At 35.8% G+C, this 25,579-nt stretch carries 23 protein-coding genes; 3 read left to right on the top strand and 20 right to left on the bottom strand.

Annotated elements, in window-relative coordinates:
* Positions 1 to 19: 19 nt before the first annotated feature.
* On the bottom strand, positions 20 to 961 hold the full coding sequence (locus tag HM131_RS05180; RefSeq protein WP_085028624.1) for an LCP family glycopolymer transferase: 942 nt from the start codon (positions 959 to 961) through the stop codon (positions 20 to 22).
* A gap of 410 nt (positions 962 to 1,371) precedes the next feature.
* Between HM131_RS05180 and HM131_RS05175 the strand changes: the two genes are divergently transcribed.
* The gene (locus HM131_RS05175; protein ID WP_408607107.1) at positions 1,372 to 1,668 is read left to right on the top strand and encodes a helix-turn-helix domain-containing protein; all 297 of its coding nucleotides are present in this window, start codon (positions 1,372 to 1,374) and stop codon (positions 1,666 to 1,668) included.
* Positions 1,661 to 1,858, top strand: a complete 198-nt coding sequence (locus HM131_RS05170; RefSeq protein ID WP_085028622.1) for a hypothetical protein — start codon at positions 1,661 to 1,663, stop codon at positions 1,856 to 1,858. The genes HM131_RS05175 and HM131_RS05170 overlap by 8 nt, the downstream gene beginning before the upstream one ends.
* 148 nt (positions 1,859 to 2,006) lie before the next feature.
* On the opposite strand, the gene HM131_RS05165 is transcribed toward HM131_RS05170, so the two are convergent.
* The 18 genes from HM131_RS05165 to HM131_RS05080 all read right to left on the bottom strand — a co-directional run bounded on the left by HM131_RS05165 (position 2,007) and on the right by HM131_RS05080 (position 21,623).
* A complete protein-coding gene (locus tag HM131_RS05165) occupies positions 2,007 to 3,035 on the bottom strand; it encodes an SDR family NAD(P)-dependent oxidoreductase (protein WP_085028620.1) in 1,029 nt (342 codons plus the stop codon).
* A complete protein-coding gene (locus HM131_RS05160) occupies positions 3,010 to 4,386 on the bottom strand; it encodes a UDP-glucose dehydrogenase family protein (RefSeq protein ID WP_085028618.1) in 1,377 nt (458 codons plus the stop codon). Before HM131_RS05160 ends, HM131_RS05165 begins: the two co-directional genes overlap by 26 nt.
* 74 nt (positions 4,387 to 4,460) lie before the next feature.
* Positions 4,461 to 5,729, bottom strand: a complete 1,269-nt coding sequence (locus HM131_RS05155; RefSeq protein WP_198162723.1) for a lipopolysaccharide biosynthesis protein — start codon at positions 5,727 to 5,729, stop codon at positions 4,461 to 4,463.
* Between the two features lie 42 nt (positions 5,730 to 5,771).
* Positions 5,772 to 7,118, bottom strand: a complete 1,347-nt coding sequence (locus HM131_RS05150; protein ID WP_085028614.1) for a hypothetical protein — start codon at positions 7,116 to 7,118, stop codon at positions 5,772 to 5,774.
* Positions 7,118 to 8,320 carry a glycosyltransferase family 4 protein gene (locus tag HM131_RS05145; protein WP_085028612.1) on the bottom strand — a complete coding sequence of 401 codons (1,203 nt, stop codon included), beginning with the start codon at positions 8,318 to 8,320 and terminating at the stop codon, positions 7,118 to 7,120. The genes HM131_RS05150 and HM131_RS05145 overlap by 1 nt, the downstream gene beginning before the upstream one ends.
* A 3-nt stretch (positions 8,321 to 8,323) precedes the next feature.
* Positions 8,324 to 9,445: a non-hydrolyzing UDP-N-acetylglucosamine 2-epimerase gene (gene wecB, locus HM131_RS05140; protein WP_085028610.1), complete on the bottom strand. Its 1,122-nt coding sequence runs from the start codon at positions 9,443 to 9,445 to the stop codon at positions 8,324 to 8,326.
* Between the two features lie 5 nt (positions 9,446 to 9,450).
* Positions 9,451 to 10,560, bottom strand: a complete 1,110-nt coding sequence (locus tag HM131_RS05135) for a capsular polysaccharide biosynthesis protein CapF (RefSeq protein WP_085028608.1) — start codon at positions 10,558 to 10,560, stop codon at positions 9,451 to 9,453.
* Positions 10,560 to 11,579 (bottom strand): nucleoside-diphosphate sugar epimerase/dehydratase, encoded by a 1,020-nt coding sequence (locus tag HM131_RS05130; RefSeq protein ID WP_085028606.1) that lies wholly within the window; start codon positions 11,577 to 11,579, stop codon positions 10,560 to 10,562. Before HM131_RS05130 ends, HM131_RS05135 begins: the two co-directional genes overlap by 1 nt.
* The gene (locus HM131_RS05125; protein WP_085028604.1) at positions 11,572 to 12,819 is read right to left on the bottom strand and encodes a glycosyltransferase family 4 protein; all 1,248 of its coding nucleotides are present in this window, start codon (positions 12,817 to 12,819) and stop codon (positions 11,572 to 11,574) included. Before HM131_RS05125 ends, HM131_RS05130 begins: the two co-directional genes overlap by 8 nt.
* Positions 12,819 to 13,697: an NAD-dependent epimerase/dehydratase family protein gene (locus HM131_RS05120; RefSeq protein WP_085028602.1), complete on the bottom strand. Its 879-nt coding sequence runs from the start codon at positions 13,695 to 13,697 to the stop codon at positions 12,819 to 12,821. The genes HM131_RS05125 and HM131_RS05120 overlap by 1 nt, the downstream gene beginning before the upstream one ends.
* Positions 13,694 to 14,347, bottom strand: coding sequence for a sugar transferase (locus tag HM131_RS05115; RefSeq protein ID WP_085028600.1), 654 nt, complete (start codon positions 14,345 to 14,347; stop codon positions 13,694 to 13,696). The genes HM131_RS05120 and HM131_RS05115 overlap by 4 nt, the downstream gene beginning before the upstream one ends.
* Positions 14,344 to 15,189, bottom strand: coding sequence for a formyltransferase family protein (locus HM131_RS05110; protein WP_232324873.1), 846 nt, complete (start codon positions 15,187 to 15,189; stop codon positions 14,344 to 14,346). The genes HM131_RS05115 and HM131_RS05110 overlap by 4 nt, the downstream gene beginning before the upstream one ends.
* Before the next feature lies 1 nt (position 15,190).
* Entirely contained in the window at positions 15,191 to 15,871 is a 681-nt protein-coding gene (locus tag HM131_RS05105; RefSeq protein ID WP_085028598.1) for a PIG-L deacetylase family protein, read from the bottom strand.
* Between the two features lie 96 nt (positions 15,872 to 15,967).
* Entirely contained in the window at positions 15,968 to 16,858 is an 891-nt protein-coding gene (gene galU, locus HM131_RS05100) for a UTP--glucose-1-phosphate uridylyltransferase GalU (RefSeq protein WP_085028596.1), read from the bottom strand.
* Positions 16,859 to 16,872: 14 nt separating this feature from the next.
* Entirely contained in the window at positions 16,873 to 18,726 is a 1,854-nt protein-coding gene (locus HM131_RS05095; protein WP_085028594.1) for a polysaccharide biosynthesis protein, read from the bottom strand.
* 435 nt (positions 18,727 to 19,161) lie between these two features.
* Positions 19,162 to 19,932 carry a tyrosine-protein phosphatase gene (locus tag HM131_RS05090; RefSeq protein WP_085028593.1) on the bottom strand — a complete coding sequence of 257 codons (771 nt, stop codon included), beginning with the start codon at positions 19,930 to 19,932 and terminating at the stop codon, positions 19,162 to 19,164.
* 247 nt (positions 19,933 to 20,179) lie between these two features.
* Positions 20,180 to 20,875, bottom strand: coding sequence for a CpsD/CapB family tyrosine-protein kinase (locus tag HM131_RS05085; RefSeq protein ID WP_085028591.1), 696 nt, complete (start codon positions 20,873 to 20,875; stop codon positions 20,180 to 20,182).
* Positions 20,865 to 21,623 (bottom strand): YveK family protein, encoded by a 759-nt coding sequence (locus HM131_RS05080; RefSeq protein ID WP_085028589.1) that lies wholly within the window; start codon positions 21,621 to 21,623, stop codon positions 20,865 to 20,867. The genes HM131_RS05085 and HM131_RS05080 overlap by 11 nt, the downstream gene beginning before the upstream one ends.
* 310 nt (positions 21,624 to 21,933) lie before the next feature.
* On the opposite strand from HM131_RS05080, the gene HM131_RS05075 reads away from it, so the two are divergent.
* On the top strand, positions 21,934 to 23,859 hold the full coding sequence (locus tag HM131_RS05075; RefSeq protein ID WP_085028587.1) for an InlB B-repeat-containing protein: 1,926 nt from the start codon (positions 21,934 to 21,936) through the stop codon (positions 23,857 to 23,859).
* A 77-nt stretch (positions 23,860 to 23,936) separates the two neighbouring features.
* On the opposite strand, the gene HM131_RS05070 is transcribed toward HM131_RS05075, so the two are convergent.
* Entirely contained in the window at positions 23,937 to 25,568 is a 1,632-nt protein-coding gene (locus tag HM131_RS05070) for an ABC transporter ATP-binding protein (protein ID WP_157130763.1), read from the bottom strand.
* Between the last annotated feature and the right edge of the window lie 11 nt (positions 25,569 to 25,579).

Here is a 25,579-nt window from a genome sequence, read left to right as displayed (position 1 = left end):
CGAAGTCAGCCTCTTACTCTTAAGAACTATATTCTTTTATCATATTATGAACCTCTTGAATCTCTTGATCAGAGACTTGCAAATAATAAATTCCATTAATCTTAGTCCCTGAACCAGTCATTTGATACGTTGTCATGTCTTTCTGGGCACTGCGATAGTTCAACATTAAATCTTTCATTGTATTAAAGTCCATATTGGTAGTGACATTGTTACCTAGTACATCCATCACATCACCAATTTTGTTAACAGACCCAACGCTAGCCCCTTTGTCTACGATCGCTTTTATGATTTGACGTTGCCGTTCATTACGACCAAGATCCCCTTTTGGATCTTCGTATCTCATACGAACGTATCGAAGAGCTTGACTACCGTTGAGGGTAAGCTGTCCTTTTTTATAATGGTAGCCATTCGTACCTACCCAGTCTATCGAGTTCTGTACGGTTACTCCACCAACTGAATTTACCAGGTCAGCTAAACCTTCCATATTCACTTTGACATAATAATCCAACTCAATATCCAGAAAGTTTTCTACTGTATTAATCGCCATATCAGCTCCGCCAAAGGCATAGGCGTGGTTAATCTTATCTAAAGAACCTGATTGTGGAGCATTTCCAACCATCTCAGTTCTTGTGTCTCGAGGAATACTTACTAATTGACTTCGATTGTTAGATGGATCTAAAGTCAAAACCATAAGGGCATCGGAACGACCGCTATCATAACTTCTTTCGTCGACTCCCATCAAAAGAATATTTAAGGATTTTTGTTCCTCCATTTTCTTCTCTGTTAATTCATGATTAATAGAAGCGACTTGCTTGTGCATTTTCTCGTCTACGGTACTTTTCGCCCCACTGTACACTGTGTAAACATAGATACCCCCGGCCAAAATAATCAGAGTTAGTAAAAGTAATGGGATCTTCCACCATTTTCCCTTCTTCTTTTTATGCTTCGATAATCGGCTCATAGTTCTCTTCACCCCATATAATTAACATACTTATACAATTTATTATTATATCTAGAATTATTTGAAACTACAACGCTACTTTCGAACAAATCTATAAACATATTTCACATGGGAAAGAATAGAATATATTTTAAATGAGAGGGAATTCACTTTGGGTGCACAAGACCACATGAAAATAGAGAATTCTATCTCTAGTACCCCCTCTTTAAAACTATCAAAAAGTGGTCGTATCCAGTTAAAGGAATAAAAAAAGACAGTTCCTTTACAAAAATAAGGAAACTGATTCTCTTCTTATCAATGCACTCCAACGCAGTGGAGGTAACCCCGGAAGTTAAGACACTATTGCTTATTCCTTCCAATAAAAAAATCGATTGATATGTAAAAAAACACCAAAACTTGATTCATCGTCTATGGTTGTTCTAGCCGATCCATACGATCATTTTTATATGAAACCAATACCTCGCCAACTCATTCAAAAAACCGTCGGAAAACAATTAAGAGATCTACGATTGAAACAGGGACTTTCCCAAGAAGAACTTGCTTATAGAGCAGACATGCACCCTACGTATATTAGTGGAATTGAAAGAGGCCGTAGAAATCCTTCTATAACAAATTTCTACTACTTGGCTCATGCCCTGGAAGTCCACCCGAAGCAGTTAATCCCTACAATAGACATGACAAACACAGGGGAGGAGTTGGATGACTGATTCTCTAAAAAAAGACTATCTCCTCCTCCCCATTTCAAATTCAACCCTTTGTATTGAACCCCTCGGCCAAAACCCTACCCTGGCCATGACCAAATGGAAACAAACCCATTTCAAGACAGAAGCCCCTACAAAAAGTGAAGCCATTAAAAAGATGCTATCTTTAATTGTAGAAGGTCATACAAACTTCTAATTTACTAATTCTAAATATGCGTTTATGAACATTCACACATATAGATTATGTAAAAGAAGCATGATATCATCTGAAAAAATTGATACCATGCTATCCTTTAACACTCTAACGCACCGAAAGTTAGGCGCTGATTTATATTTCATAATATTTAACGGACGTTGTAATAATCTACATACCAATCAGCGAACCGTTGCAATCCTTCTTGAATGGACGTTTCAGGTTTAAATCCAACTTCTTTATGCAACAAGTCAGTTGAGGCGTATGTCGCAGGTACATCACCAGGCTTAATAGGTTCATACTCTTTAGTGAATTCAACTTTTCTATCTAGCGCACTACCCAATGCCACTTCCAAAGACTCGATGAACGTCATAAGCTTTTCAGGATTATTATTTCCTATGTTAAAGACTCTATGAGGAGCACCGTCTGTCTCAGGCTCATTGCCTAAAAGACGTTCAATTCCAATAACAATATCATCTATATAAGTGAAGTCTCTATACAAATCGTTCTCAAAGTCACCATTGTTAAAGATCTTAATTGGTTGACCAGTGAAATACTTATCAGCAAAGCCAAAGTAAGCCATGTCAGGTCTGCCCATAGGACCATAAACGGTAAAAAAGCGAAGACCAGTGGCCGGTATATTATAAAGGTGGCTATAAGTATGGGCCATAAGTTCATTTGATTTTTTAGTAGATGCATATAATGATACTGGGTGATCCACGAAATCTGTTTCTTCAAACGGCACTTTTTTATTAGCACCATATACTGAACTAGAAGAAGCATATATTAAATGATCAACTGGATAATGTCTACACGCTTCAAGGAGGTTGTAGAATCCAATCACATTACTTTGCATGTAAGCATCAGGATTTTCAATAGAATACCTTACCCCTGCTTGTGCTGCTAAATTTACAACTATATCTGGTTGGATTTTATCAAATAGGTTGTTTATAGTTTCTTTGTTAGATATATCACCTTTGATAAATGTAAAAGTATCATAAGGCTTCAACAATTCTAATCGATCATATTTTAAATTCACATCATAATAATCATTTAAATTATCTATACCAATAACGTCGCAGCCTTGTTCAAGAAGCTTCTTCGATAAATAGGAACCAATAAAGCCTGCTGCTCCAGTAACTAAGTATTTTTTATTAGTATCTAGTGCTCTGTAGTTCATTCTGTTTCGGCTCCCTTGTCACTTCTACCTTTCCCGGCTCTCTACCAATTGAGTGATACTCAACCCCGGCTCTTTTCATGTCCTCAACTCCATAAATATTTCGCCCATCATAAACAAGAGGGGTTCTCATTAACTTCTTATATTGATCTGGTGTAACGCCTTTAACCTCTCCCCACTCCGTGAAAATAAAACATACGTTAGCATCTTGTAGAGCTTCTTGTGGCTTCTGAACGTAAGTAATGCTTCCTTGTCCTATTGGTCCCTCGGGATACAAGTTAGCAAAGTTATCGGCACCTACTGGATCGAATGCATATATATCAGCACCTTGTTCTAATAAAAGAGGTACATTGCTAAGAGACGGTGCTTCACGTAAATCATCAGTTCCTGGTTTAAAAGTCAATCCGAGTACAGCCACTTTTAATCCATTAAATGTGATTAAACGGTTACTAGCTTTTTTGTATAATAATGTCTTTTGCTTTTTGTTTACGTCAATTGCTGCCTTCACTGTTTGAAGCTCATATCCATTCTGCTTTGCTAGATAATCGAGTGCCTGTGTATCTTTAGGGAAACAAGACCCACCAAAACCTATTCCTGCGTTTAAAAACTTCGCTCCAATACGTTCATCAAAACTCATTCCTTCTGCTACGTCTTGTATGTCAGCACCTACTAGTTCACATAAGTTTGCAATATCATTCATATATGAGATTTTCAGAGCCAAGAAATCGTTGGAGGCATACTTAATCATTTCAGCTGACCTTCTATTAACAGGTACTATTGGTAAATGAAATGGTTCATAGATTTTCTTAAGCATATTTTCCGCCCATTCGCTCTCTGTACCTATAATAATCCGTTCAGCATATAAAGTATCGTGAACCGCAGATCCTTGTGCTAAAAATTCAGGGTTTGAAGCAACTTCAACTTTCACATCATTAACTAAAAAGTCTTGAATAAATTGCTCAACTTTATCGTTTGTACCTACGGGCACTGTTGATTTAACAACAACTAAACAGTCATTTTCAACCGATTCAGCTACCTGTCTAGCAACTGTGGCTATGTATGAGAGATCAGCTGATCCATCAGGTTTTTCTGGAGTTCCCACGCCCAAGAAAACTGCATCAGCGTCTTTATAAGCAGATCGATAATCAATTGTATAATCAATTCGACCTGCTTCAAAATTTTTTTGCATAAGTTCTTCCAAACCTTCTTCAAATATTGGAGAGACACCTGATCTCATTAGTTCCACTTTTTCTTCATCGATATCTACACATGTTACTTGATGGCCCTTTTCAGCAAAGCAAACCCCTGCAACCAAACCAACGTATCCTGTTCCCGCGACAGCTATTTTATACATATTATTTTCCTTTCTTTTTAAGAATTATAGGATTTACACCTGAAAGAATAGGTTATTTATATTAACACTCGTGCTTAATTATAATTTTTATCATACTTTTTACAAATATACCCCGAATTAATAATAATCACTAAATAAACAATTCCATAAGTGAAACTAATTAAACATAAATAATTGTATATATTTAAGCTAAACAGAGCAGTTAAGAGATGACTAAACAATCCGCACAAAACCAGTATAATTTGGAAAAGAGTATCAAATTTTTGTTTATTAAAAAAAACATAGCCACCTATAATAGAAGATGCGATAAATCTTAATGCAAACATAAAACAAAGTATTGTAATATACTTTCCTGATTGATAATACCCCTCTCCAAAAAGCATCTCAGCTGCTTTCGGAGCTATTAAAGCTAAAATAGCAAAACCAATAATAGACACTAAACTTAATACTTTGATAATCATTTTATAGTTTTCCCAAAGGGACTTCCCGTCTTGATCAAGACTCTTTAAATTTTGCAAATAAACTCTACTCACGTTATTAGATATCAGTACTAAAGGCAACCCTAACACCATATACGAGATTGAATAGTAACCTAATTCTTCAGCAGAAAATAATGAAATTATTGAATAAGTCAATAACGCAAATGAAAATGAGTTAATAAATTGGGCAGGTACCATATATAAAATATGGTCTTTCTTTTTTTTGTAGATCGATAAAACGGTTTTAAAGGCAATTTTTTTTCTATATTTAAAACGGTTTATATAATCGCTTGCTTGAACTTTCACCCCTAAAGTGGGAGAAGCGGCATAACCAACCGAAAGACCAAAAGCTCCCCCACCTAAATACCCAGAAGTGACTTGGAAAACCCCTTTTATTAATTCTCTAAATATATCCATTTTTGATATCAAAGAGTACTTTTTATATCTATTATTATGACTGATAAATATAAATCTAAGAGCATTAGTAATAATAATAATAGGAATAAGGAAGGAAAGATATCCAATAGCAGAGAAAGCGTTATTGCCTATAAGAAGTAAAATGGCAATAAATAATGTGCATAATAGAGAACCAATTATAGCAGTAATAATACTAACATCAGTTAAAATTTCTGCTTCCTCATCATCTGGATCAATAACAATTAGCATTATTAATTTTAAAGAAGCAATTGGTATTATCAAATTTGCCATGGAAATTATAAAATTATATGTTCCTAATTCCTCAGGTGTTACTAACCTAGTTAATAACGGCTGTGAAATTAAATTAATTAATTGTGCTATAATTGTCCCTATTCCTAGTGATATAATTCCTGAGAGTTGACTATTTTTGATATACCTATCTATCATAAAAAAATACTCCGTTCTAAAGCATAACATCTTGCCTATTCTTCAGATTATTTTAGTTTGGTTTTTCTTTGAGATATTTTTATTTCTTACAATCCTATCAAATATAAAACAAGTTAATAACAAAACCGTGCTTACAATAAATATACTACGATATAGTGAAGTTGGACCATATAAATACCATCGTACAGATAGCACTGGAATTAGGATTTGATAGAATATTGTAAGATAATTGTTATAGGAATATACTATGCGTAAAACCCCCCCTAACAAAACACTACCAAAAATCACCCCAAGGTATCCAAATCCAAAATAAAAATAGGAAGTATATAATCCGCCCCCAACATTATATAATAAATTGTAATTTTCTTTTATATAATTAGCTAGATTACTAAATTCGCTATTACTTCCTCCCACAATCCAACTTTTAAGATATTCTGCAAAAGGTAAAAATGTATCACTAATATGATATGCAGCTGTTATAGTAATTGAAGCATAATAACTATAAGATACAGTATCAGAATACACTCCTCTTTGTATAGTATCTGTGATAAGGCTAAACAAATCTAAATAAGGATTTGCTCTATAAACTGCTATTAAATTTGATAGAGTAATAGCAAACAATGCTAGTAAGACAATTTTTTTAATCGATAACTTTTGTTTCTTACCAATGTATAAAAGATAATAAAGAAGAATCATTAAAAAAGCTGCTGATCTATCCCCAAATGACAATGAATATAGCACATATAGAAAAGCATAAAATCTTAATAGAGTATTAGCAATAACATTATTATTGGAATATAGCCAAATTACTGCAAAAATTACAATAGCGTACTCAATTAAAGGGTTACTATTACTAACATATGAATCTCCTGCTAATGTATTGACGTCATATCCCGCTAGAATAATGATATATATTACAAGTAATCCTACGTACGCTATGATAGGATTATTTTTTCTATTAATTTCTGCAGTACTTAAACTAACAGCTTTTTCATTTATCCAACTATAACTTAAAAATAAATTAACAATACTGCTAAACAAAATAATGCTTTTGGCTGTGTATAAGTTGTACACACTCTCTCTCAGTTCAATTTGCCATGGTGCTACATGCATACCTTTTAATATACCATCACTAAATCCTATTGAAATATTAATAAATCCAATAATTGCAAAAAGAAATAAAAGCTTTTGATTGTTTCTTACTTTAAAACATAAATACAAGGAAAATCCAATTATAACAATTCCTACTATCGGTAAATTATTCTCTTTATTTGTGATTAGAAGTACTGTTAGGATACTAATGATAAAAAGACAAAAATCAATAAAATTTAGTAAAATATATGATATTTTTACTCTTCTTTTATTTATACTATCATCAACCCTTAACACTATTTTCCACCAGTCTCATACAATTTTTCGGCAACTATACGTAATTTTCTATAATAATTTTTACGCCTGATGGAAAGTTTTTCATTGACGTATTTTTCCGCTGTATTTAAATTTTCTTTACTCATTTCTTCTAATTGCGATACGTTTTTGAAAAGAAACTTTAATTTATTTACAAAACCATTAACGTCATAAGGATCAAACATATTAGTTTCAGGTAATAATTCAGGAATGCCATTTACCGGTGTAGATAAAACTGGGAGTCCTACAGCCATTGCCTCAATAATTGCCCTAGGTAGACCCTCTGCTTTAGTAGGAAATACAAATATATCTCCTTTCAAAAGAAACTCCCTTACCTTTTCTCCAGAAGGTAATAATCCAGTGAAAGTTACAAAATCTCCAACTCCATTTTCATGAGCCATTTGCTCATAATATTTTCTCTTGCTACCATCTCCTATGAATATTATATTTACATCGTAATTTTCTTCTCTTAATTGTTTTAAAACTTTAATCAGGGTATCATGCCCCTTCATATCGTTGTTTATACTATTAGCTGTATGGACAATGGTAAACTGCTTTTTTTCATTATTAAAAGTTTTGGGGAGAGAGAAATATGACTTTGACAGGTTTATTGTAGAGTAGTAACTTTCAAAATTCTCGTCTGTTTCACCATACAATCTAGAAAAAGAAGGGTATTTACTTTGTAAATAAAATTGTGTGACATAAGATACTCCATTTGCTTGTAAAGCCGCATTTTTCAGTTGTTTAGTGTAAGCAAGTTGTGCTAACTTATTTGAAGCATATGCATCATGTGGATCAGCAACTATTTCTAAAGCATAAGGCTTGCCAGTCCGCTTATAATATTTATGTACCATAGCGGCTACTACAGATGGTAGCCTAATTATCGCACAATCCCCTTCCTTTGCTATCTTTTTAGCGGTTTTTGAGAAGGAAAAATAATTTGTAATATAATCTTTCATTCCACGCATAAATGGCAACTCTAGAACACGTACATTGGGTCCATCCACCCTTAAACATTCGGTAACTTCGCTATAATCAACAGAATGGGTTCTGGAAACAATAGAAACCCTTTCAAACACTTCTAAATACCGCAACCAAAAATTATAACCGTAAATTGTCTTGCACCAAAATTTCCCATCTGGTGTTTTATAAATTAAAGAATCCGCTGCAACCAATACTTCCATAAGTTAACTCCCCCACACAACTCTATTTACATAGTCTGTATAAGAAATTATTATTCTTAATACTTTATCAGATACATTCGGCATACTATAGTCATCAACCATCCTAAATTTATTATTATGAGTTTCTAATATTTCCAAACCTTGTAAAATTCTTTCTTTTCCTAAGCCTACCATCATAACCGATGCCTCTTCCATAGCTTCCGGCCTTTCATGAGATTGTCTAATATTAAGTGCTTTAAAACCAAGTATTGAAGACTCCTCACTAATTGTTCCACTATCACTAAGAACTGCTTTAGCTTTAAGTTGGAGCTTTACATAATCATTAAATCCTAAAGGTTTCATTGTCTTAATTAACGGATTAAACTCTGTTCCTTTATTAACAATCATATTTCTGGTTCTAGGATGCGTGCTTACTATTATAGGCAAATTATATTTTTCAGCTATACCATTAAGGCTATCTACTAAATTATAGAAGTTAGCTTCAGAATCAATATTTTCTTCTCTATGAGCTGATACTACAAAGTATCCGCCTTCTTTAAGATCCAATCTTTCAAGTGCATCTGATTCCTCTATATCTTTCTTTCTAGAATTAAGAACTTCATACATCGGGCTACCTGTTTTAATAATACGATCTGCAGGTAATCCTTCTCTCAATAAATATTCTCTTGCAATATCGCTATATGTTAAATTTATATCAGAGGTATGATCAACAATTTTTCTATTGGTTTCTTCAGGTACTCTTTGATCAAAACATCTATTTCCTGCTTCCATGTGGAATATAGGTATATGCCTTTTTTTTGCTGCAATCGCGCATAAACAACTATTTGTATCACCAAGTACTAAAAATGCATCCGGTTTAATTTTCTCCATAATAGGATCGATCTTTACTAAGATATTTCCTATAGTTTCAATAGCAGTGCCAGTAGCTGTATTCAAAAAATAGTCTGGTTTCTTTAAGTTAAAATCCTTAAAAAATACTTCATTTAATTCGTAATCATAATTTTGCCCAGTGTGAACCAGAGTATGTTCAATAGCTTGTGATGATTCTAGTCTATTAATTACAGCAGATAGTCTAATAATTTCCGGTCTAGTCCCTACCACTGTCATAACTTTTAATTTTTTCATTATTCTTATACCTCCGAGTAATATGTGTCCGGATTCTCGGGATCAAATGGTTCGTTTGCCCACATTATAGTAACCATATCAACTTCCCCAAGATTTTCGATATTGTGAATATAACCAGTAGGTATATCCACAACTTCCATATTGTTCCCACTAACAAAGTATTCAATTACCTCATTAGATCCATATTTTCTGAATCTAATAACACCATTTCCACTAACTACTAAAAACTTTTCATTCTTTGTGTGATGCCAATGGTTACCTTTAGTAATTCCTGGCTTGGAGATATTTACCGAAACTTGTCCTCTATCAGGTGTTCTTATAAATTCAGTAAAAGACCCTCTATTATCTACGTTCATTTTTAAATCATAACTAAATTGATCCTGAGGCAAATAAGTTAAATATGTACTGTATAATTTTTTAATCAATGGGACAGACATATCAGGAACATATTTTCCTTCTCTGCTTCTTCGAAAAGAGTATAATAAGTCTGCCACTTCTCCAAGAGTTATCGAGTGCACTTTAGGTACTTCGCAAAAATCTCCTACCAAGTTTTCATTACTTTGTAACGCATTAATTAATTCCTTTATAACATCATCAATGTAAACTAAATTTAGTAATGTGGCAGGGTCATTAATTTGAATAGGAATATCTCGACTAATGTTATGACAAAATGTAGCTATTACGCTATTGTAGTTAGGTTTACACCACTTTCCAAAAACATTTGGAAACCTATATATTAACACCTTCGCACCTGTTTTTTGACTGTAGTCAAATAATAGTTTTTCTCCTGCTTTTTTACTTATGCCATATGGATTATTAAGCTCGGCTTGAGTAGAGGAGGATATCATTAATGGACAAGTATTCTCATATTTCTTTAACATATCTAACAGTTCAGAGGTGAAACCATAATTTCCATCCATAAACTCTGAATTATCTTTCGGTCTATTTACTCCTGCCAGATGAAATACAAAATCTGCTTGTTTGCAATAATCTTCTAATAACTCATAGCTTGTATCTCTACTATATTCCAAAATGGTAGAATCCCCTATGTTCTTTAACTCTGCAATAAGGTTTTTACCAATAAACCCTCTTGCACCAGTTACTAGAATATTCATTATAAATTCCAACCTTTCAATTCTTCTTGAACATAATCGAGAGTTAGTAGTTTATCCTTTATCTCCTCTATATTTAGCCTTTGTGTGTTATGAGAGTTGTACTCCTTATCGGTGGAAAGCTTTTCATCACCCTCTACAAAATACTTATCATAATTAAGATCCCTTTTATCGACAGGCACTTTATAAAATCCACCTAGATCTTGAGCATCCACGTTCTCTTCTTTAGTTAATAAGGTCTCATATAATTTTTCGCCGTGCCGAGTACCAATTACTTTAATTTCATTGTCAGCATTAAATAATTCTTTAATAGCTTGAGCAAGATCACCTATTGTAGATGCTGGGGATTTTTGAACCATTATATCTCCTGCGTCTGCATTATAGAATGCAAAGACCACAAGCTCAACGGCATCTTCTAAGCTCATAAGAAACCTAGTCATATCTGGATCTGTAATTGTGATTGGCTGTCCATTTTTAATCTGTTCAATAAATAAAGGAATAACCGATCCTCTTGAGGCCATAACATTACCATAACGAGTCCCACATATTAATGTCCTTTCAGGGTCTACAGTCTTTGATTTAGCAACAAATACTTTTTCCATCATAGCCTTAGAGATCCCCATTGCATTAATTGGATAGGCTGCTTTATCTGTTGATAAACATATAACTTTTTTTACACCTTTTTCAATAGAGGCAGTTAGTACATTCTCTGTACCTATAATATTAGTTTTCACAGCTTCTAACGGGAAAAATTCACACGAGGGTACTTGTTTTAAAGCGGCTGCATGAAAAATATAGTCCACATTGTGCATTGCATCTTTAACGCTACTTAAGTCTCTTACATCTCCTAAATAAAACTTCAGCTTCTCACTCCTATATAGCTTTCGCATATCATCCTGTTTTTTCTCATCCCTAGAGAAAATTCTTATTTCTTTGATTTCAGTATCAAGAAATCTTTTCATGACGGCGTGACCGAAAGACCCAGTACCACCTGTAATTAATAAAGTCTTACCTTCAAACATAGTTTTGTTCCCCCAGTAACCTCTGTGTCATTTTCACATATTTTCTAGTGCTGTGTTCTTTTGTGTACTTAGAAGCAAATACTGTTCTACAATTGTCTCCCATACGTTTCCTTTTATCTTTATCATGGAGCAATTCTTCTAAAGCATTTACTAGCTTTTGGCTTTCTCCTACTTCCAAAGCATAGCCTGCATTATTTTCAATTAAGTCTTCAGCTATGTCCGACTCCCTATCCATAATAGAAATTACAGGTTTCCCCGCAGCCATATAGCTGTATGTTTTACTCGGTACAGCTAAACCTTTTAATCCTTTTGCCAAGCTAACCAAAAAACAATTACTTATGTTGAGGGCATCTTGAAAATCTTGTCCATGAAGAAAATCATAAACGAATACATTTTCCATATTTTCACTTTTAACAATATTCTTTAAATGATCCATCTTATTTCCATGACCTGCAAAAATGAATTTTATTTTAGAATTACTTTTTACTTGTCTTATAGCTTCAACAATAGTATCAAGGTCTTGGCATACTCCCATATTACCAAAATAAGAAACTATTAAATCACCATCTTTTTTCAAAGAATTAAAAGTATTTGCAGAAGGGAAGGATTCTTCAGTATGAATAGCTTTATCTTCATACCAATTAGGAATGACCTCGACTTGTGCACTAGCAATATTCCTATTATTAACTAAATAGTTTTTCATTTCGTGAGATAAAGCCACCACTTTATCAACCTGGTTAAATACTACTTTATTTACTAGGTTCATTATTTTACTTATAAAACTACCTTCTTTAGTTGCATTTGTTGCAAAAGCCATTTCAGGATACACATCATAACTTACAAAAACCATTTTCGTTTTAAAGAATTTTTTAGCTATTGTTGGAACTAAAGGTAAAATGGGTGGATTAGAATATACAATTACAGATTTATATTTTATTATTTCGTCAAAATTAAGAATTACTGAAACAGTAAATGAAAAATAGTTAATTAATCTTCCAATGAAATTACTTCTTTTTAGTTGGATATACTTTAACCTTTTTATTTTTATCCCCTTATGTGTTTCCTTTAAGGGTACTTTAGTTTCGCTTTTGAAATACTCTTTTGGATACCCAGAAAGTGCACCTACTTTAAGCCCTGACTCACTTAGTGCTACAGCTGTATCAAAAGGTAAAGTAGCTGATGATACATACTCTGGATAAAAATACTGACACAAGAACAATACATCACCTTTTTTTCTCATCAAGCCTTCTCCTTACCTTTACTACATTTTATTGATTCTTTAAAAGAAACTGTTTCATAGTTAGGTTTTTTTCCTTGTAAATAAGATTCTGGTCCACCAGGCATGCTTTTATCGTAAATAAAAGAGCCGAATACCTTACGTAATGTTTCAGACCATTTCATTCCAATTGAGACAACCCAATTAAGATATTTTGATACTCTTGTTTTATTGTTATGAAAATAATTAATATTTTTTATCAATTCGGTTGTACTTATATAATCTTTATTTTGAGGAAAGAACAACCCACCTAAATCGAGGTCAACTATGTTTTTTACGAATTCCGACAAGTTATCGATATAAATCATGCTTCGTCTATTTATGACATCAGGAAACACGGGACATTTTAAAGCTAGAGTTTCAAGCTTTTTATAATTACCAGGACACCCCTCTCCGTACACTAGTGGTGGCCTTATTATTACAACCTTGAACGTACGACTGGCTAACTTTTGTAAACCTTTCTCTGCATCAAGTTTTGATTTTGCGTACTCGGTTTTTGGTGCTGGCATAGAGTCCTCAGTAATAACCCCTGTTTCAGTACCGTACACTCCCATGGTGCTTAAAAATATAAACTGTTTGACACCAGCCCGTTTGGCTTTTCTGGCAAGATTGATTGTTAAATCTCTGTTAACCTCATAATATACAGAAGGATTCTTCTCTTTAGTGTGTACGATAGCAGCTGTGTGAAAGATTACGTCATATTTACTAAATGAATGATCTATCCATTCACTGTCTCTCATACTTATTTTGTCTACTGAATAATTACAAGGATCGTTTGATACCCAATTCTTAAACGACGTTCCTATGTAGCTGTTTAGTCCTGTAATTAGTATTTTTTTCATTTAACAAATCTCTTTTCTGAAGTAGAATTGATTTGAACTTCACTGATGTCAATTAAACTTTTATCCACATACCTGTCTTCTCCAAGAAGAACAACACCCACTGTTCTTAATATTATTTTTATATCAAGCCATAAGCTAAAATTTCTCACATAATATAAGTCGTATTTGTATCTTTCTTCTAAGGAAATGTAAATATTACCACTAACCTGAGCTAGACCCGTCAAGCCAGGCCTCATATTTAACCTTTTTGCAATCTCATTAGTATAGTCAGATAGCGACTCTACTCGCTCAGGCCTAGGACCAACTAAGCTCATCTCGCCCTTCAAAACATTAATGATCTGAGGAATTTCATCCACTTTACTTCTTCGCAAAAGCCTTCCTACTGCTGTTATACGGTCATCGTCTTTCATAACTTCCTGACCTTTAACCATTTTCTCTGAACCAGGTTTCATTGTTCTAAATTTGTAGACCTTAAAGATATTCTTGCATTTTCCAGGTCTATCTTGGAGAAAGAGTATTGGACCTGGGGAAGTAATTTTAATTAATATCGCAATTATGAACCATATCGGAAAAAAAGGTATAAGAATAATTAAAGATACCATAATATCAAATATGCGTTTTATAGATTTCTGAACCTTCTTCCCTTTCATAACTCAACCTCTATTTCGTAATCAATAGGTATTAAATATCCATCACTCAGCTTAATTTCACCGTGTCTCTTGTTGGTAATAGCCGACCATATTCTAAGGGTTCTTGTTTCATCTTTAAAGAATGCCCCAGGGTACGGGTGTGTCACGGCTCTTACTAGCTTTTCTGCTTCATCCATAGTCATGACATTTAATATCTCTCCATCTTCGGGTTTCCTTCCCGGCCAGTGTGTAGCACTATTTTCATTTTGCTTTTGCAGATTGATTCTATTGTTAACAACGGAATCCCAATTATTGGTAATAAGGGATATATGCATCTCATCTACTTTTTTATACAATTCAGATGCTGTAGTAGTCTCATTTAAATAAATTGCCTCTTGGGCTATAATATCTCCCGTATCGACACCTTCATCTAACTTGAACATAGTCACACCCGTTTTTCTTAAACCTTTTATAATTGCCCAAGGGATAGCCGCTCTGCCTCGTCCTTCAGGTAACAAAGTTGGATGCATACCTATACAACCATAAGTAGGTGTATTTAATACTTCCCTCTTCGCAATTTGAGACCATCCAATGATGAATAACCAATCAATTTCATGTGCTTTTAGAGTATTTAATACCTCGTCATCATTAATATTATCAATTTTAAGTAAAGGAATATTATATGTAGCAGCAATCTCATCAAGATATATTCTGCCAGATTTATTCTTAGCCTTATTGTCTTTAAGGCATATCAACAGGTCTAATTCCCCACCTATTCGAAGTATTTCTTCAATACAACTTTGTCCTAATTGAACACAGGTTGCAAAAGCTACTTTTTTCTTCACGCTTTTCACTTCCTTCATGTTAAAAGTCCCGCCTAAAAACACTTTCGAAAGATTCAGCATAAACCATTCCAGCTTGTCCGCCCCGATAAGAAGCTAGTCCTTTAATATAATCATGACTTCTTGGGTGTGGGTAATCTCTCATAACCCCTCTATAGTGAGATAAAGCTTCCAATTTTTTATTTACGTTTTTTTCTCCAATTTCAATAAATGTATTCGGTGAATATTGATTCATAGTTTTATTCAGCCCCCATTCAGTTGACGAGGGAACTTCCATAAAAAGCAATTCTTTTAATGGTTGAACTTCACCCCTCCTTTGGAATAACCTTACAGCTGCCTGACAAGCTAGAGAAGTATGTAAATGATCATTGTTTAAGTCCGCTGGGTGATGAGTGAAAACAACATTTGCTTTAGTTTCAATGATTGCTTCTTCTATGAATTTTACCAATTCTATATGAGGGACCGTATTAAGTTCTATGTTTGGAAAGTTTCCAGTAATTACTTTATCCACGCCTAACAATTTCATAGAATTGTTGACATCATCATTCAACTCTTCTGTTGTGGGTCTGCGGTTTCTTGCGTTTACTCCCCCTGATAATATACATACATTCACTGAATGTCCTTTTTGAGCAAGTTTATACATAGTAGCTCCAGCTCCTAAAACTTCGTCGTCTGGGTGGGCGACTACAACTAGATATGACATCGTGTCTTCCTCCTCTTTAAAATAAATATTATCTAATAAGTTTCTCTCTACTTATTATAGGCACAAACTAAAGGGATGCCTCATAGAAGCAGCCCTTTAGCTGTTTACAGTTTCTATAGAATATTTATTAGAAACACTTTGTAGAAAATTCAGTACTTCATCTTTCAACTCATCTCGTTCAAGCGCAAGCTCGAATGTTGTTTTAATAAACCCAAGTATTTCTCCAACATCATAACGCACCCCTTCAAAATCATAAGCAAAAACATTTGCATTCTGATTTAGTTGCTCAATAGCATCCGTCAACTGCACTTCTCCCCCTGCTCCTTTTTCCTCTTTATCAAGGAACATAAAAATATCAGGAGTAAGTATATATCTACCCATAATTGCTAGGTTTGAAGGTGCAGTACCTTGTTTAGGCTTTTCAACAAAAGTGTTGACTTGATACCTTCGTCCTTCTTGGTAATGAGGATCAATTATACCGTAGCGATGAGTTTCTATTTCACTGACAGTCTGCACTCCAATAACGGAAGAAAGGGTATCTTCATACTGATCAATCAACTGACGTAAACATGGTTTCTCTGCACGCACAATATCATCACCTAGTAAAATAGCAAATGGTTCATCACCTATAAACTTACGCGCACACCATACAGCATGGCCAAGCCCTTTTGGTTCTTTCTGACGGATAAAATGAATTTCTACATTAGAAGTAGCATTTACTTTATCTAAAAGATCGTACTTTTCCTTTTGTAGTAAATTATCTTCTAATTCAAAGTTTTTATCAAAATGATCTTCAATAGCACGCTTTCCTTTACCAGTTACAATGATAATATCTTCAATACCTGATTCTATAGCTTCTTCTACTATATATTGAATAGTGGGCTTATCTACGATTGGAAGCATTTCTTTAGGCATTGCTTTTGTTGCAGGTAGGAAGCGTGTACCAAGTCCAGCTGCTGGAATAATAGCTTTTTTAATTTTTTTCATGTTGGTCACACTCCCTATCTAGCAATTAGTTCAGGTTGTTTTTGAGAATTAGCTAAATTAATAGCATAATGCTTAACTAATTCTTGACTATAATTCATATGTTCTCTAACAAGTTTGTTAACCGAATCTTCGTCAAATTCTACTGTTTTCCCAATTAAAATCTTAGGGAAGATCGGTTCACTATAAACTTCATCATCTCCAAGTAATTCTTCGTACATTTTTTCACCTGGACGAATACCTGCGAACTTAATAGGAATCTCATCTTCACTAAATCCAGATAGATGGATCAAATTTTTTGCAAGATCCACAATTTTTACTGGTTCACCCATATCGAGCACGAAAATTTCTCCGCCACTCGCTAACGTTCCTGCTTGAAGTACTAAGCGAGATGCTTCTGGAATCGTCATAAAGTAACGGGTCATATCAGGATGGGTAACTGTAACAGGACCACCGCTTGCAATTTGTTTCTTAAATAATGGAATTACTGACCCTCTACTTCCTAGCACATTCCCAAACCGTACCGCAACAAACTTGGTCTGGCTTCGTTTGCTAAGTGACTGAATAACCATTTCCGCAATTCGCTTGGTTGCTCCCATAATGTTGGGAGGATTTACAGCTTTGTCAGTGGACACAAGGACAAAGGTTTTTACTCCTGCTGCATCGGCTGCTTCTGATACATTTTTTGTTCCAATTACGTTATTCTTAATCGCTTCTTCAGGATTCACTTCCATCAATGGCACATGCTTATGCGCAGCTGCGTGGTAGACATAAGAAGGTCCATAATGGTTCACGACTTCAAAAATGCGCTCACGGTCTTGGACATCAGCGATGACAGGCACTAGTTCAGTATCTAGTCCAAGTTGTGACAACTCCATATGTATCGTATAAATGCTGTTTTCTCCGTGTCCCAAAAGAACTAAGCGTTCTGGCTTGAATTTTACTAATTGGCGGCAAATCTCTGAACCGATTGAACCGCCTGCCCCCGTAACTAATACGGTTCTGCCTTTAATTTCGGATTCAATGGAATCGATATCAAGTTCCACAGGCTCCCGTCCTAATAAATCCTCTATTTGGACATCACGAATCTGATTCACTGAGACATTCCCTAATGCAATATCTTCAATCATAGGTAGGGTCTGTACGTTTTTAACAACTTTCTTTGAATCTTGAATAATAGTTTTTACCCGTTCACGCTTAACAGATGGCATGGCAATGACGATATGGTTAATAGAGTGTTTTGAAGTAATCTTTTCAATATCATTCGTATCACCAAGCACGGGTAATCCACTTACAGTTAGGTGGTGCATCGTGAAATCATCATCCAGAAAACCGACTACGTCTGTCTCTATTTCATTTGAAGTGCGCATTTGACGCGCAAGCATACGACCTGCAGAACCTGCTCCAATAATTAACGTTCGTTTGGCATTAGGATTGTTTGTAACAATCTTTGCTCTTTTAAATTTCGGATTAATAGTTAGCCCATAACTCTTATAATACTGCCACGCAAAACGCACACCGCCGATAAGTAAAATATGTAGCATCCATGTGATCGTCAAGGCACGTTCGTAAATGGTTCCAAAGGCAAGTAATTGTATGATTGTGGTTGATATAATGGATAGAGTTACTACAAATATAATTCCAAATAATTCTTCCGTACTGGCATACCGCCACTTCTTCTTGTACATGCCAAACAGGCTTGAATAGAGATGATGGGTAATCAGCAATGTGAGCGCAGATACAACCATGATTCCATCAAACACAGCGACATAAGGGTTCAAAAAGAAATGGGACATATAAATTGAAAACGACACGATGAATGAATCGATGACAATTAATAGCAGTAACCTTCTTCTATAGGCTGCTGTCATAAGCCTTACCCTCTCCTTTCTTATAGTGAGTGACTGTTTCAACTTCTAAATATCAGACTGGCAAACTATTTACATATGGTTATAGCCCCCAGTTCAAACAAATGTTTACTATTTTTTTACGATCGTCGTTATACATTTGTAATCTTTTTGTAACTTTCATTAGTATAGCAGTATTTCCCAATGGTATAAAGGGGGGATATAGGTTTTTTTACTTAATATTTACGATTCTTGTCGTATTTTTTACGAAAAAATACTTTATAGCATGTCAAAAGTCATGATAACTATGAATATTTGCCGAATTATATAATAGAACTTTAATTTAATTAACTTAAGATTTCTTGAATCATAATATTCCACAAATGGAAACAATTTCTGCGAAGGTTATAAAAATATAGGAGCTCTATGATCTAATCACAAAACTCCTACACTACTACACTAACCAAATAATCCGAATAACTTCACTTTCTTTATATGTTCAGGGGGCTCTGCACCCAGCACCTTGCCATTAACGACTGCTTCAGCGTTTTCTGATAGCAAATACACCATATCAAGACCAAATTCTTTTCTTACTTCTCCATAAGCATCTGTTAAACAAAATCCTCTTGCTGACGTATTGTGCGCGTCGGTCGCAATCAGATGAGCAAGGTTATGCTCGATCAGCTGATGAGAGAATTTCTTTATCTTCCTACCAAAGTGGCCGCACACACTCCCAGCTGTCAGCTGAGTGAAGGCCCCTCGCTTCACGAAGGAATATATTAAATCCGGCTGTTCAATCAGTTGTTTATTTCTTTCTGGATGAACAATGATCGGTTGGTACTCAGCCATTTGCAAATCAAAGAATAGTTGGCTGGCGTACTTTGGGACGCTCCCCGATGGAAACTCCACGAAAACATAGTTTGTTTTTTCGTTGATTGGAAGGATGTCATTGGTTTCTAAACCATTTAGAAGCTCCCCATACACTCTGGTTTCTTGGCCAGGAAGTACCTCTAATGGGATGTTTCTCTGCTGTAACTGGCGATTTAATTCACCGACTTGTATGATAATGTCGTGCTTATAATTATCAAAGCTGCCATTCTTGTGATGAGGTGTAGCAATAATGGTATCAATACCATCTGCTACCGCAGCTTCCGCCATTTTCATACTTTCTTCGATGGTTTGGGCTCCATCATCGACCCCAGGTAAAATGTGACTATGTATATCTATCAAATTACCTACCCCCTATTTTTATTCCTATACACCTATGCGTAATGAATTCTTGTTTTTTTGTACGAATTCAATTCAATATCAAAATTATAACAGTAAATTACTATTAATTGAAGATTTTTTAATAAAAAATACCAATTAATCACTCTTACTATTTGAATCTAAATGTGTAAGCCCTTTCCTATTTAATGGGATATTAAAGGACAAAAGGCACTAAAAAAAAGAGCGCTCGGGAGCGCTCTTTTTCTATTTATCTACCATAATAATAATAATAGTTGCTTGCACTAACATCCTGGTCATTCAGAACGGCCCCAAGGATATTCGCTTTTGACTGAAGCAATTGCTCTTTGGCTTTAACAGCAGCTTCCTGATCGGTTTGTTTGCTTCTTACAACCAATAAAACCCCTTCAACTAATCTAGATAGTACCGGTGCATCTGTAACAGCCAATACCGGCGGCGTGTCAAAGATAATTAAATCATAAGTTTGTTTTGCTTCCTTAATAAACCTCTCCATTTTCTTTGACCCTAATAACTCTGATGGATTAGGCGGAATTGGACCGCAAGGCAGCAAATCTAGATTCTCTACATTACTTTCCCTAACTAGATCCAAGACAGAACGCGAACTTACCAAATAGTTACTTAATCCGTACGTATTATCTACACGGAACGTATAGTGCATCGTCGGTTTCCTTAGATCTGCATCGACAAGCAACACTTTCTTTCCTTGTTGAGCGAATACGGCTGCTGTGTTCGCTGTTGTAATCGACTTTCCTTCAGCCGGACTTGCTGATGTCACCATCATCGTTTCGAGCTCTTTATCAATTGAAGCAAATTGCAGGTTCGTACGGATCGTACGAAACTGCTCGGCGACTGGTGATTTCGGATCTTCGTTTGCAATTAAGCTTCGGGCTCGTGTTTGAATCGTTTTATTTTTCTTACGTGCCAACGGATTCACCTCTGATGTTTGATACTTTAGACTTTTTTACGGATCGGCCATTCCCTGGAACATCATCAGCTGAAATCGTGGAGACCACTCCCATGATCGGCAGGCCTAACGTCTGTTCAATATCCTCTTCCGTTTTAATCGTTGTATCTAAGTATTCGAGTAAGAAAGCAAGACCAACTCCGACCATAAGACCGACTACCACAGCAATCGCAATGTTCAACAACGGATTTGGACTTACTGGTGACGGGTCACCTTCTACATTGGCTCTCGTTAATATATTAACGTTATCTACATTCATAAGCTGAGGAATTTCTTCTTTAAACACTTCCACTGTGGTGTTTGCTATGGCAGCTGCTTGAGATGCACTGGTGTCCGTAACATCGACGTTTACCACTTGTGACTGTTCTGCGTTAGATACTTGAATCTTATTGGATAACGAAGATGCTGTCATATTTAATCCTAACTCATCAACAACCTGATCTAGGATTCTTGGACTTTTAATAATAACGTTATATGTATTAATGAGTTCTACATTGGATCGTATTTCATTATAATCATACGGTGTGTTTTCTGACTGATTCCCTGACTGGCTAACAATGAATTGCGCAGATGTTTGATACGTAGGAGTTAATAAAAAGAACGTGATGCCGGCACTAATAGCACCTGCCAAGACTGCTAAACTTATAATAAGCAAGAGACGCTTCTTAAGCACCTCAAAGATTTCTTTTAAGGAAATTGTTTCTTCCATGCATGAGCCTCCCATGTTTTGTCGAATTTTAACATAGAGTCATTATAGCATAGGAATAATTGATTAATAGATAATATTATTAAATTTTTTAGCAAAATTTACAATTGCACATCTTTATACCCAATCTAATATACCCACAACCCTTTCTGACTTAGTGAAGCAGAGGTTCTATTCGTTAGGAATTTCATCCAGATTCCTCGACAAATTGAGCTAAAGTTCGTCAAGACGGACAAATATACCTAACGAATCGTGTATTATATAATAAGGAAATTTTTGAACCTATAAAATCTTAAAGAAAGGCATGTGAGGAATGAGGACGAAGTACTTAATCATAGCTTTTACCGCACTCCTGGCTATGGCAGGGGCCATTTTTCTTACTGTAGACTCGGCCAACGCTGATTCTTTAGAAGAAGTTCTGAAGGAAGCAGAGGAAGCTTACGAGTCCAAGGAGTGGAAGGAAAGCATTCAATTATATTATGAAGCTCTGGATATGGATGCCTCTAACGTTGAAGCAAGGCTCGCGTTGAGTAAATCCTATATGCACATCGATAAGGATATAGAAGCCATTGCTATCTTAAATTTCGGCATCGATAAACAAAAGAGTGAACCGGATTTTTACAAGCTTTTATCTAAAATCTACCTAGCAAATGAAAATGTATCGAAAGCTTTAGAGGTTCTTGAGAAAGGTCAACAGAACAGCAAGGATGAATCATTGAAAAAATTCTATGAGGAATTCGTTGCAAACATTCAGATACATACGGAACGTGCGCTTGTACAAAAAGGATTTGAACGAAAAGTTACGCTCACCTGGGAAGATGACGAGGGTGATGTCATTCCGCTCAAAGGAGAATGGGAGCTTGAGAATACTACAGTCGGTACGATCACCCCTAAGAAAAATAAAGAAACCCTTGTTTTTAAAGCTCAGAAAGTTGGAAAAACAAATCTTCAGGTGAAGTGGGAATCGATTACAAGAAAGATAGAGTTTAAAGTAGCGGATCAAGTATTAACCGAGTTAAAAACTGATCCCGTGAAAATAGAAAAACTCGCTAAAGATCAGACATTGGACGTATCCGTAACAGCACTGGACGAAGCTGGCGAGAAGATGGACATCACCCCTGTATGGTCAACTTCCGAAGGCACCGTTGAAGTGAAAGAGCAAAAAGGACAATCCAATACACTAACTGCTACAAAGGAAGGGAAAGACACCCTGAAAATCCTTTACCTTGATTATAAGAAAGAAATCGATCTTCTGGTGGACGGAGAGATGAAAACCGTTCAGACAGGAGTCAAAGGTCAAGGATCTGTTTCAGTCTACCCTAATCAAGAAACCTTCCCTGTTGGAGAAGAAATTTCTCTTAAAGCTGTTCCAAGTGCAGGATGGAAATTCGCTGGCTGGAATGGTGACTTAACGACAACTTCAAACACAGCAAATCTTAAAGTCGAGAAGAATATGGACGTAACCGCCATATTTGAACGCGCGACGCATGACCTTCAACTGTCCGTTTCGGGAGAAGGAAAAATCATTAAAGACAAACAAGGGTCAACTTTTAATCATTCAGAAGAAGTGTCCTTAAAAGCACAGGCAGCCGATGGATGGAAGTTTGAAGGCTGGGAAGGCTCGGCTACAGGTTCATCAGCAACAGTAGACGTGAAAATGGATAAGGATAGATCAGTGAAAGCCATATTTACGAAAGTAGAAGAGCCAGAACCTGAACCAGAAGAAGAGGATACTACCAATGAGGATAATGGAGACGAAGAAGAACCAGCTCCAGAACCTGCCGTGTATCAACTGAATACAGGTGTTTCTGGTGAAGGAAGCATTCAAAAAGATCAATCTGGCAATGAATTTAAAGAGGGCTCAAACGTACAGCTGACAGCTAAACCTCAAGAAGGATGGGTATTCAAAGGCTGGAGTGGAGACATCAGTGGATCTTCAGCTACGGTCACGGTATCCATGGATCAAGATAAAACGATCCAGGCGATTTTTGAGAAGAAACCTGAACCGGAGACCTACTCGCTATCTACGTCGGTGATCGGTGAAGGAACGGTGAATACATCGCGCACATCAGCGCAGGAAGGTGAATCGATAACGGTTGAGGCGGTTCCAGCGAAAGGATGGAAGTTTGTGAAATGGCAAGGGGGTACATCAGGTACGAACTCTGTCACCAAAGTAACGATGGATCAAAATAAAGAAGTAACTGCGGTATTTGAAAGAATACACGGGAAGCCTGAGTAGGGCATTCCTCCCTATTTCTGGAGATAAAAAAGCAGCGTGCGGATGATCCACACGCTGCTTTTTGTGTAAGAAGAAAATTATTCTTCGTTTTCTTTTTTAATTTTAAATTGAAGGGTCTCTTCCTCAACATTCAAAATCACTTGGAATTTGTCATTTTCAATGAAGTGGATCGAATCATCGTTCGAAGATAGATAAGCTTTATCCTTCAGTTCTTCAATGGCTTCATCATGAACATCGATATTCATCACTTCAATTTCGTCGGTTTCGTTGTCCTCGTCAAACTTAAAAGCTACGCCATCTGCTTCATAAAGTAGAATGTTTCTTCCTGATTCATCTTCTGTTTCATCTGTTAATCCATTAAATGTAGATTTGACAGACTCATAATCAGAATCAGAAAAAGCAAAGAAATATTCATAGGATTGAGCAAAAGATCCAGGAAAAGCTTGAGCTAATTCGTCTAGAGTGAGATCGGTAATTTCGTTTTGTCCTGGACTGAGTTGAATATCTGGGGCCTTCACATAGCCTTTTTCTCCTTCATAGGTCACTTCATATACATCGCCGATTTGATTTACTACATCGACTTTAGTCGTAATAGGAAGTTTCTCTTTTACAGAAGTAAGTTCTGGCTCATTGTATAAATCAGAAGATTCAGCGATGATGGCACCTTGCTGGTCGATTTCCTTCATTTCAACAGGGCCCTCTGCTTTATCTTCTTTTTCTTCTGCTGTTTCAGAGGCTGCTTGTTGGCTGCTTAAGAATCCAAACTGATCCTTCACTGCTTCAACCGGCTGGTCAATAAATAATAGCAGCGTACTGATAATCACAAAAAGACTGAACAGTACGATTTGAAAAATGGATGAAAAAGGCGCACGTTTCTTTCTCTTTTCCAACCGTCTAATAGGGTCTGTCTCGATCGTGCTCTTGTCCATCTGCGAACGAAGCTTTGATTGTTTGTACTCTTTTTTCTCCTCTTTGGTTAACTGATTAAACCATTTGATAAAAGAGTTATATTCTTTCGCGACTTTTTCCGTCTCATCAAACATTTCTATTTGACCGTGATTCATCCAAATCATCCGGTCAGATATAGATTTTACCTGGTTTAAAGAGTGGCTGATAAAGAAGATCGTTTTTCCCTGTTGTTTAAATTCCGCAAATTTATCCACACACTTCTGATGAAAGGTCGAGTCTCCAACGGATAAAGCTTCATCAATAATCAGGATATCAGGATCGATATGCACCGATATAGCAAATCCCAGTCGTGATTTCATCCCGCTGGAATAGTTCTTTATAGGCTGGTCCATAAAGTCCCCGATATCTGCAAAATCAATGATCGCAGGTGTAATCGCTTCGATTTCCTTCTTATTCATTCCGTGCATTAAACATTTTAACTCGATATTTTCATATCCAGTTAGATGATTGTTCAAACCAGCTGAAATGGCTACTAAGGTTGGCTCTCCATGCATTTCGATAATACCTGACGAAGGGGGAATCACCTGGGCTAACAAATTGGATAAGGTTGATTTCCCTGACCCGTTCGTCCCGACAATACCGATCGTTTCCCCGCGAAACACTTCAAAAGAGACATCCGATAAAGCACTGAAGTTCTTTTTATTTTTCTTGAAAGAAAACATGTCTAACAGCTGATCTGATTTCTTTTTAAACAAGCTGTATCGTTTAGATACTTTTGTAAATTTAACGACTGGCTTCATTTCGTAAGCCT

Source organism: Halobacillus mangrovi (genome assembly GCF_002097535.1).
Classification (GTDB): domain Bacteria; phylum Bacillota; class Bacilli; order Bacillales; family Halobacillaceae; genus Halobacillus; species Halobacillus mangrovi_A.
The sequence above is the reverse complement of the archived record's forward strand: the minus strand, read 5'-3'. Positions and strand labels throughout refer to the sequence as shown.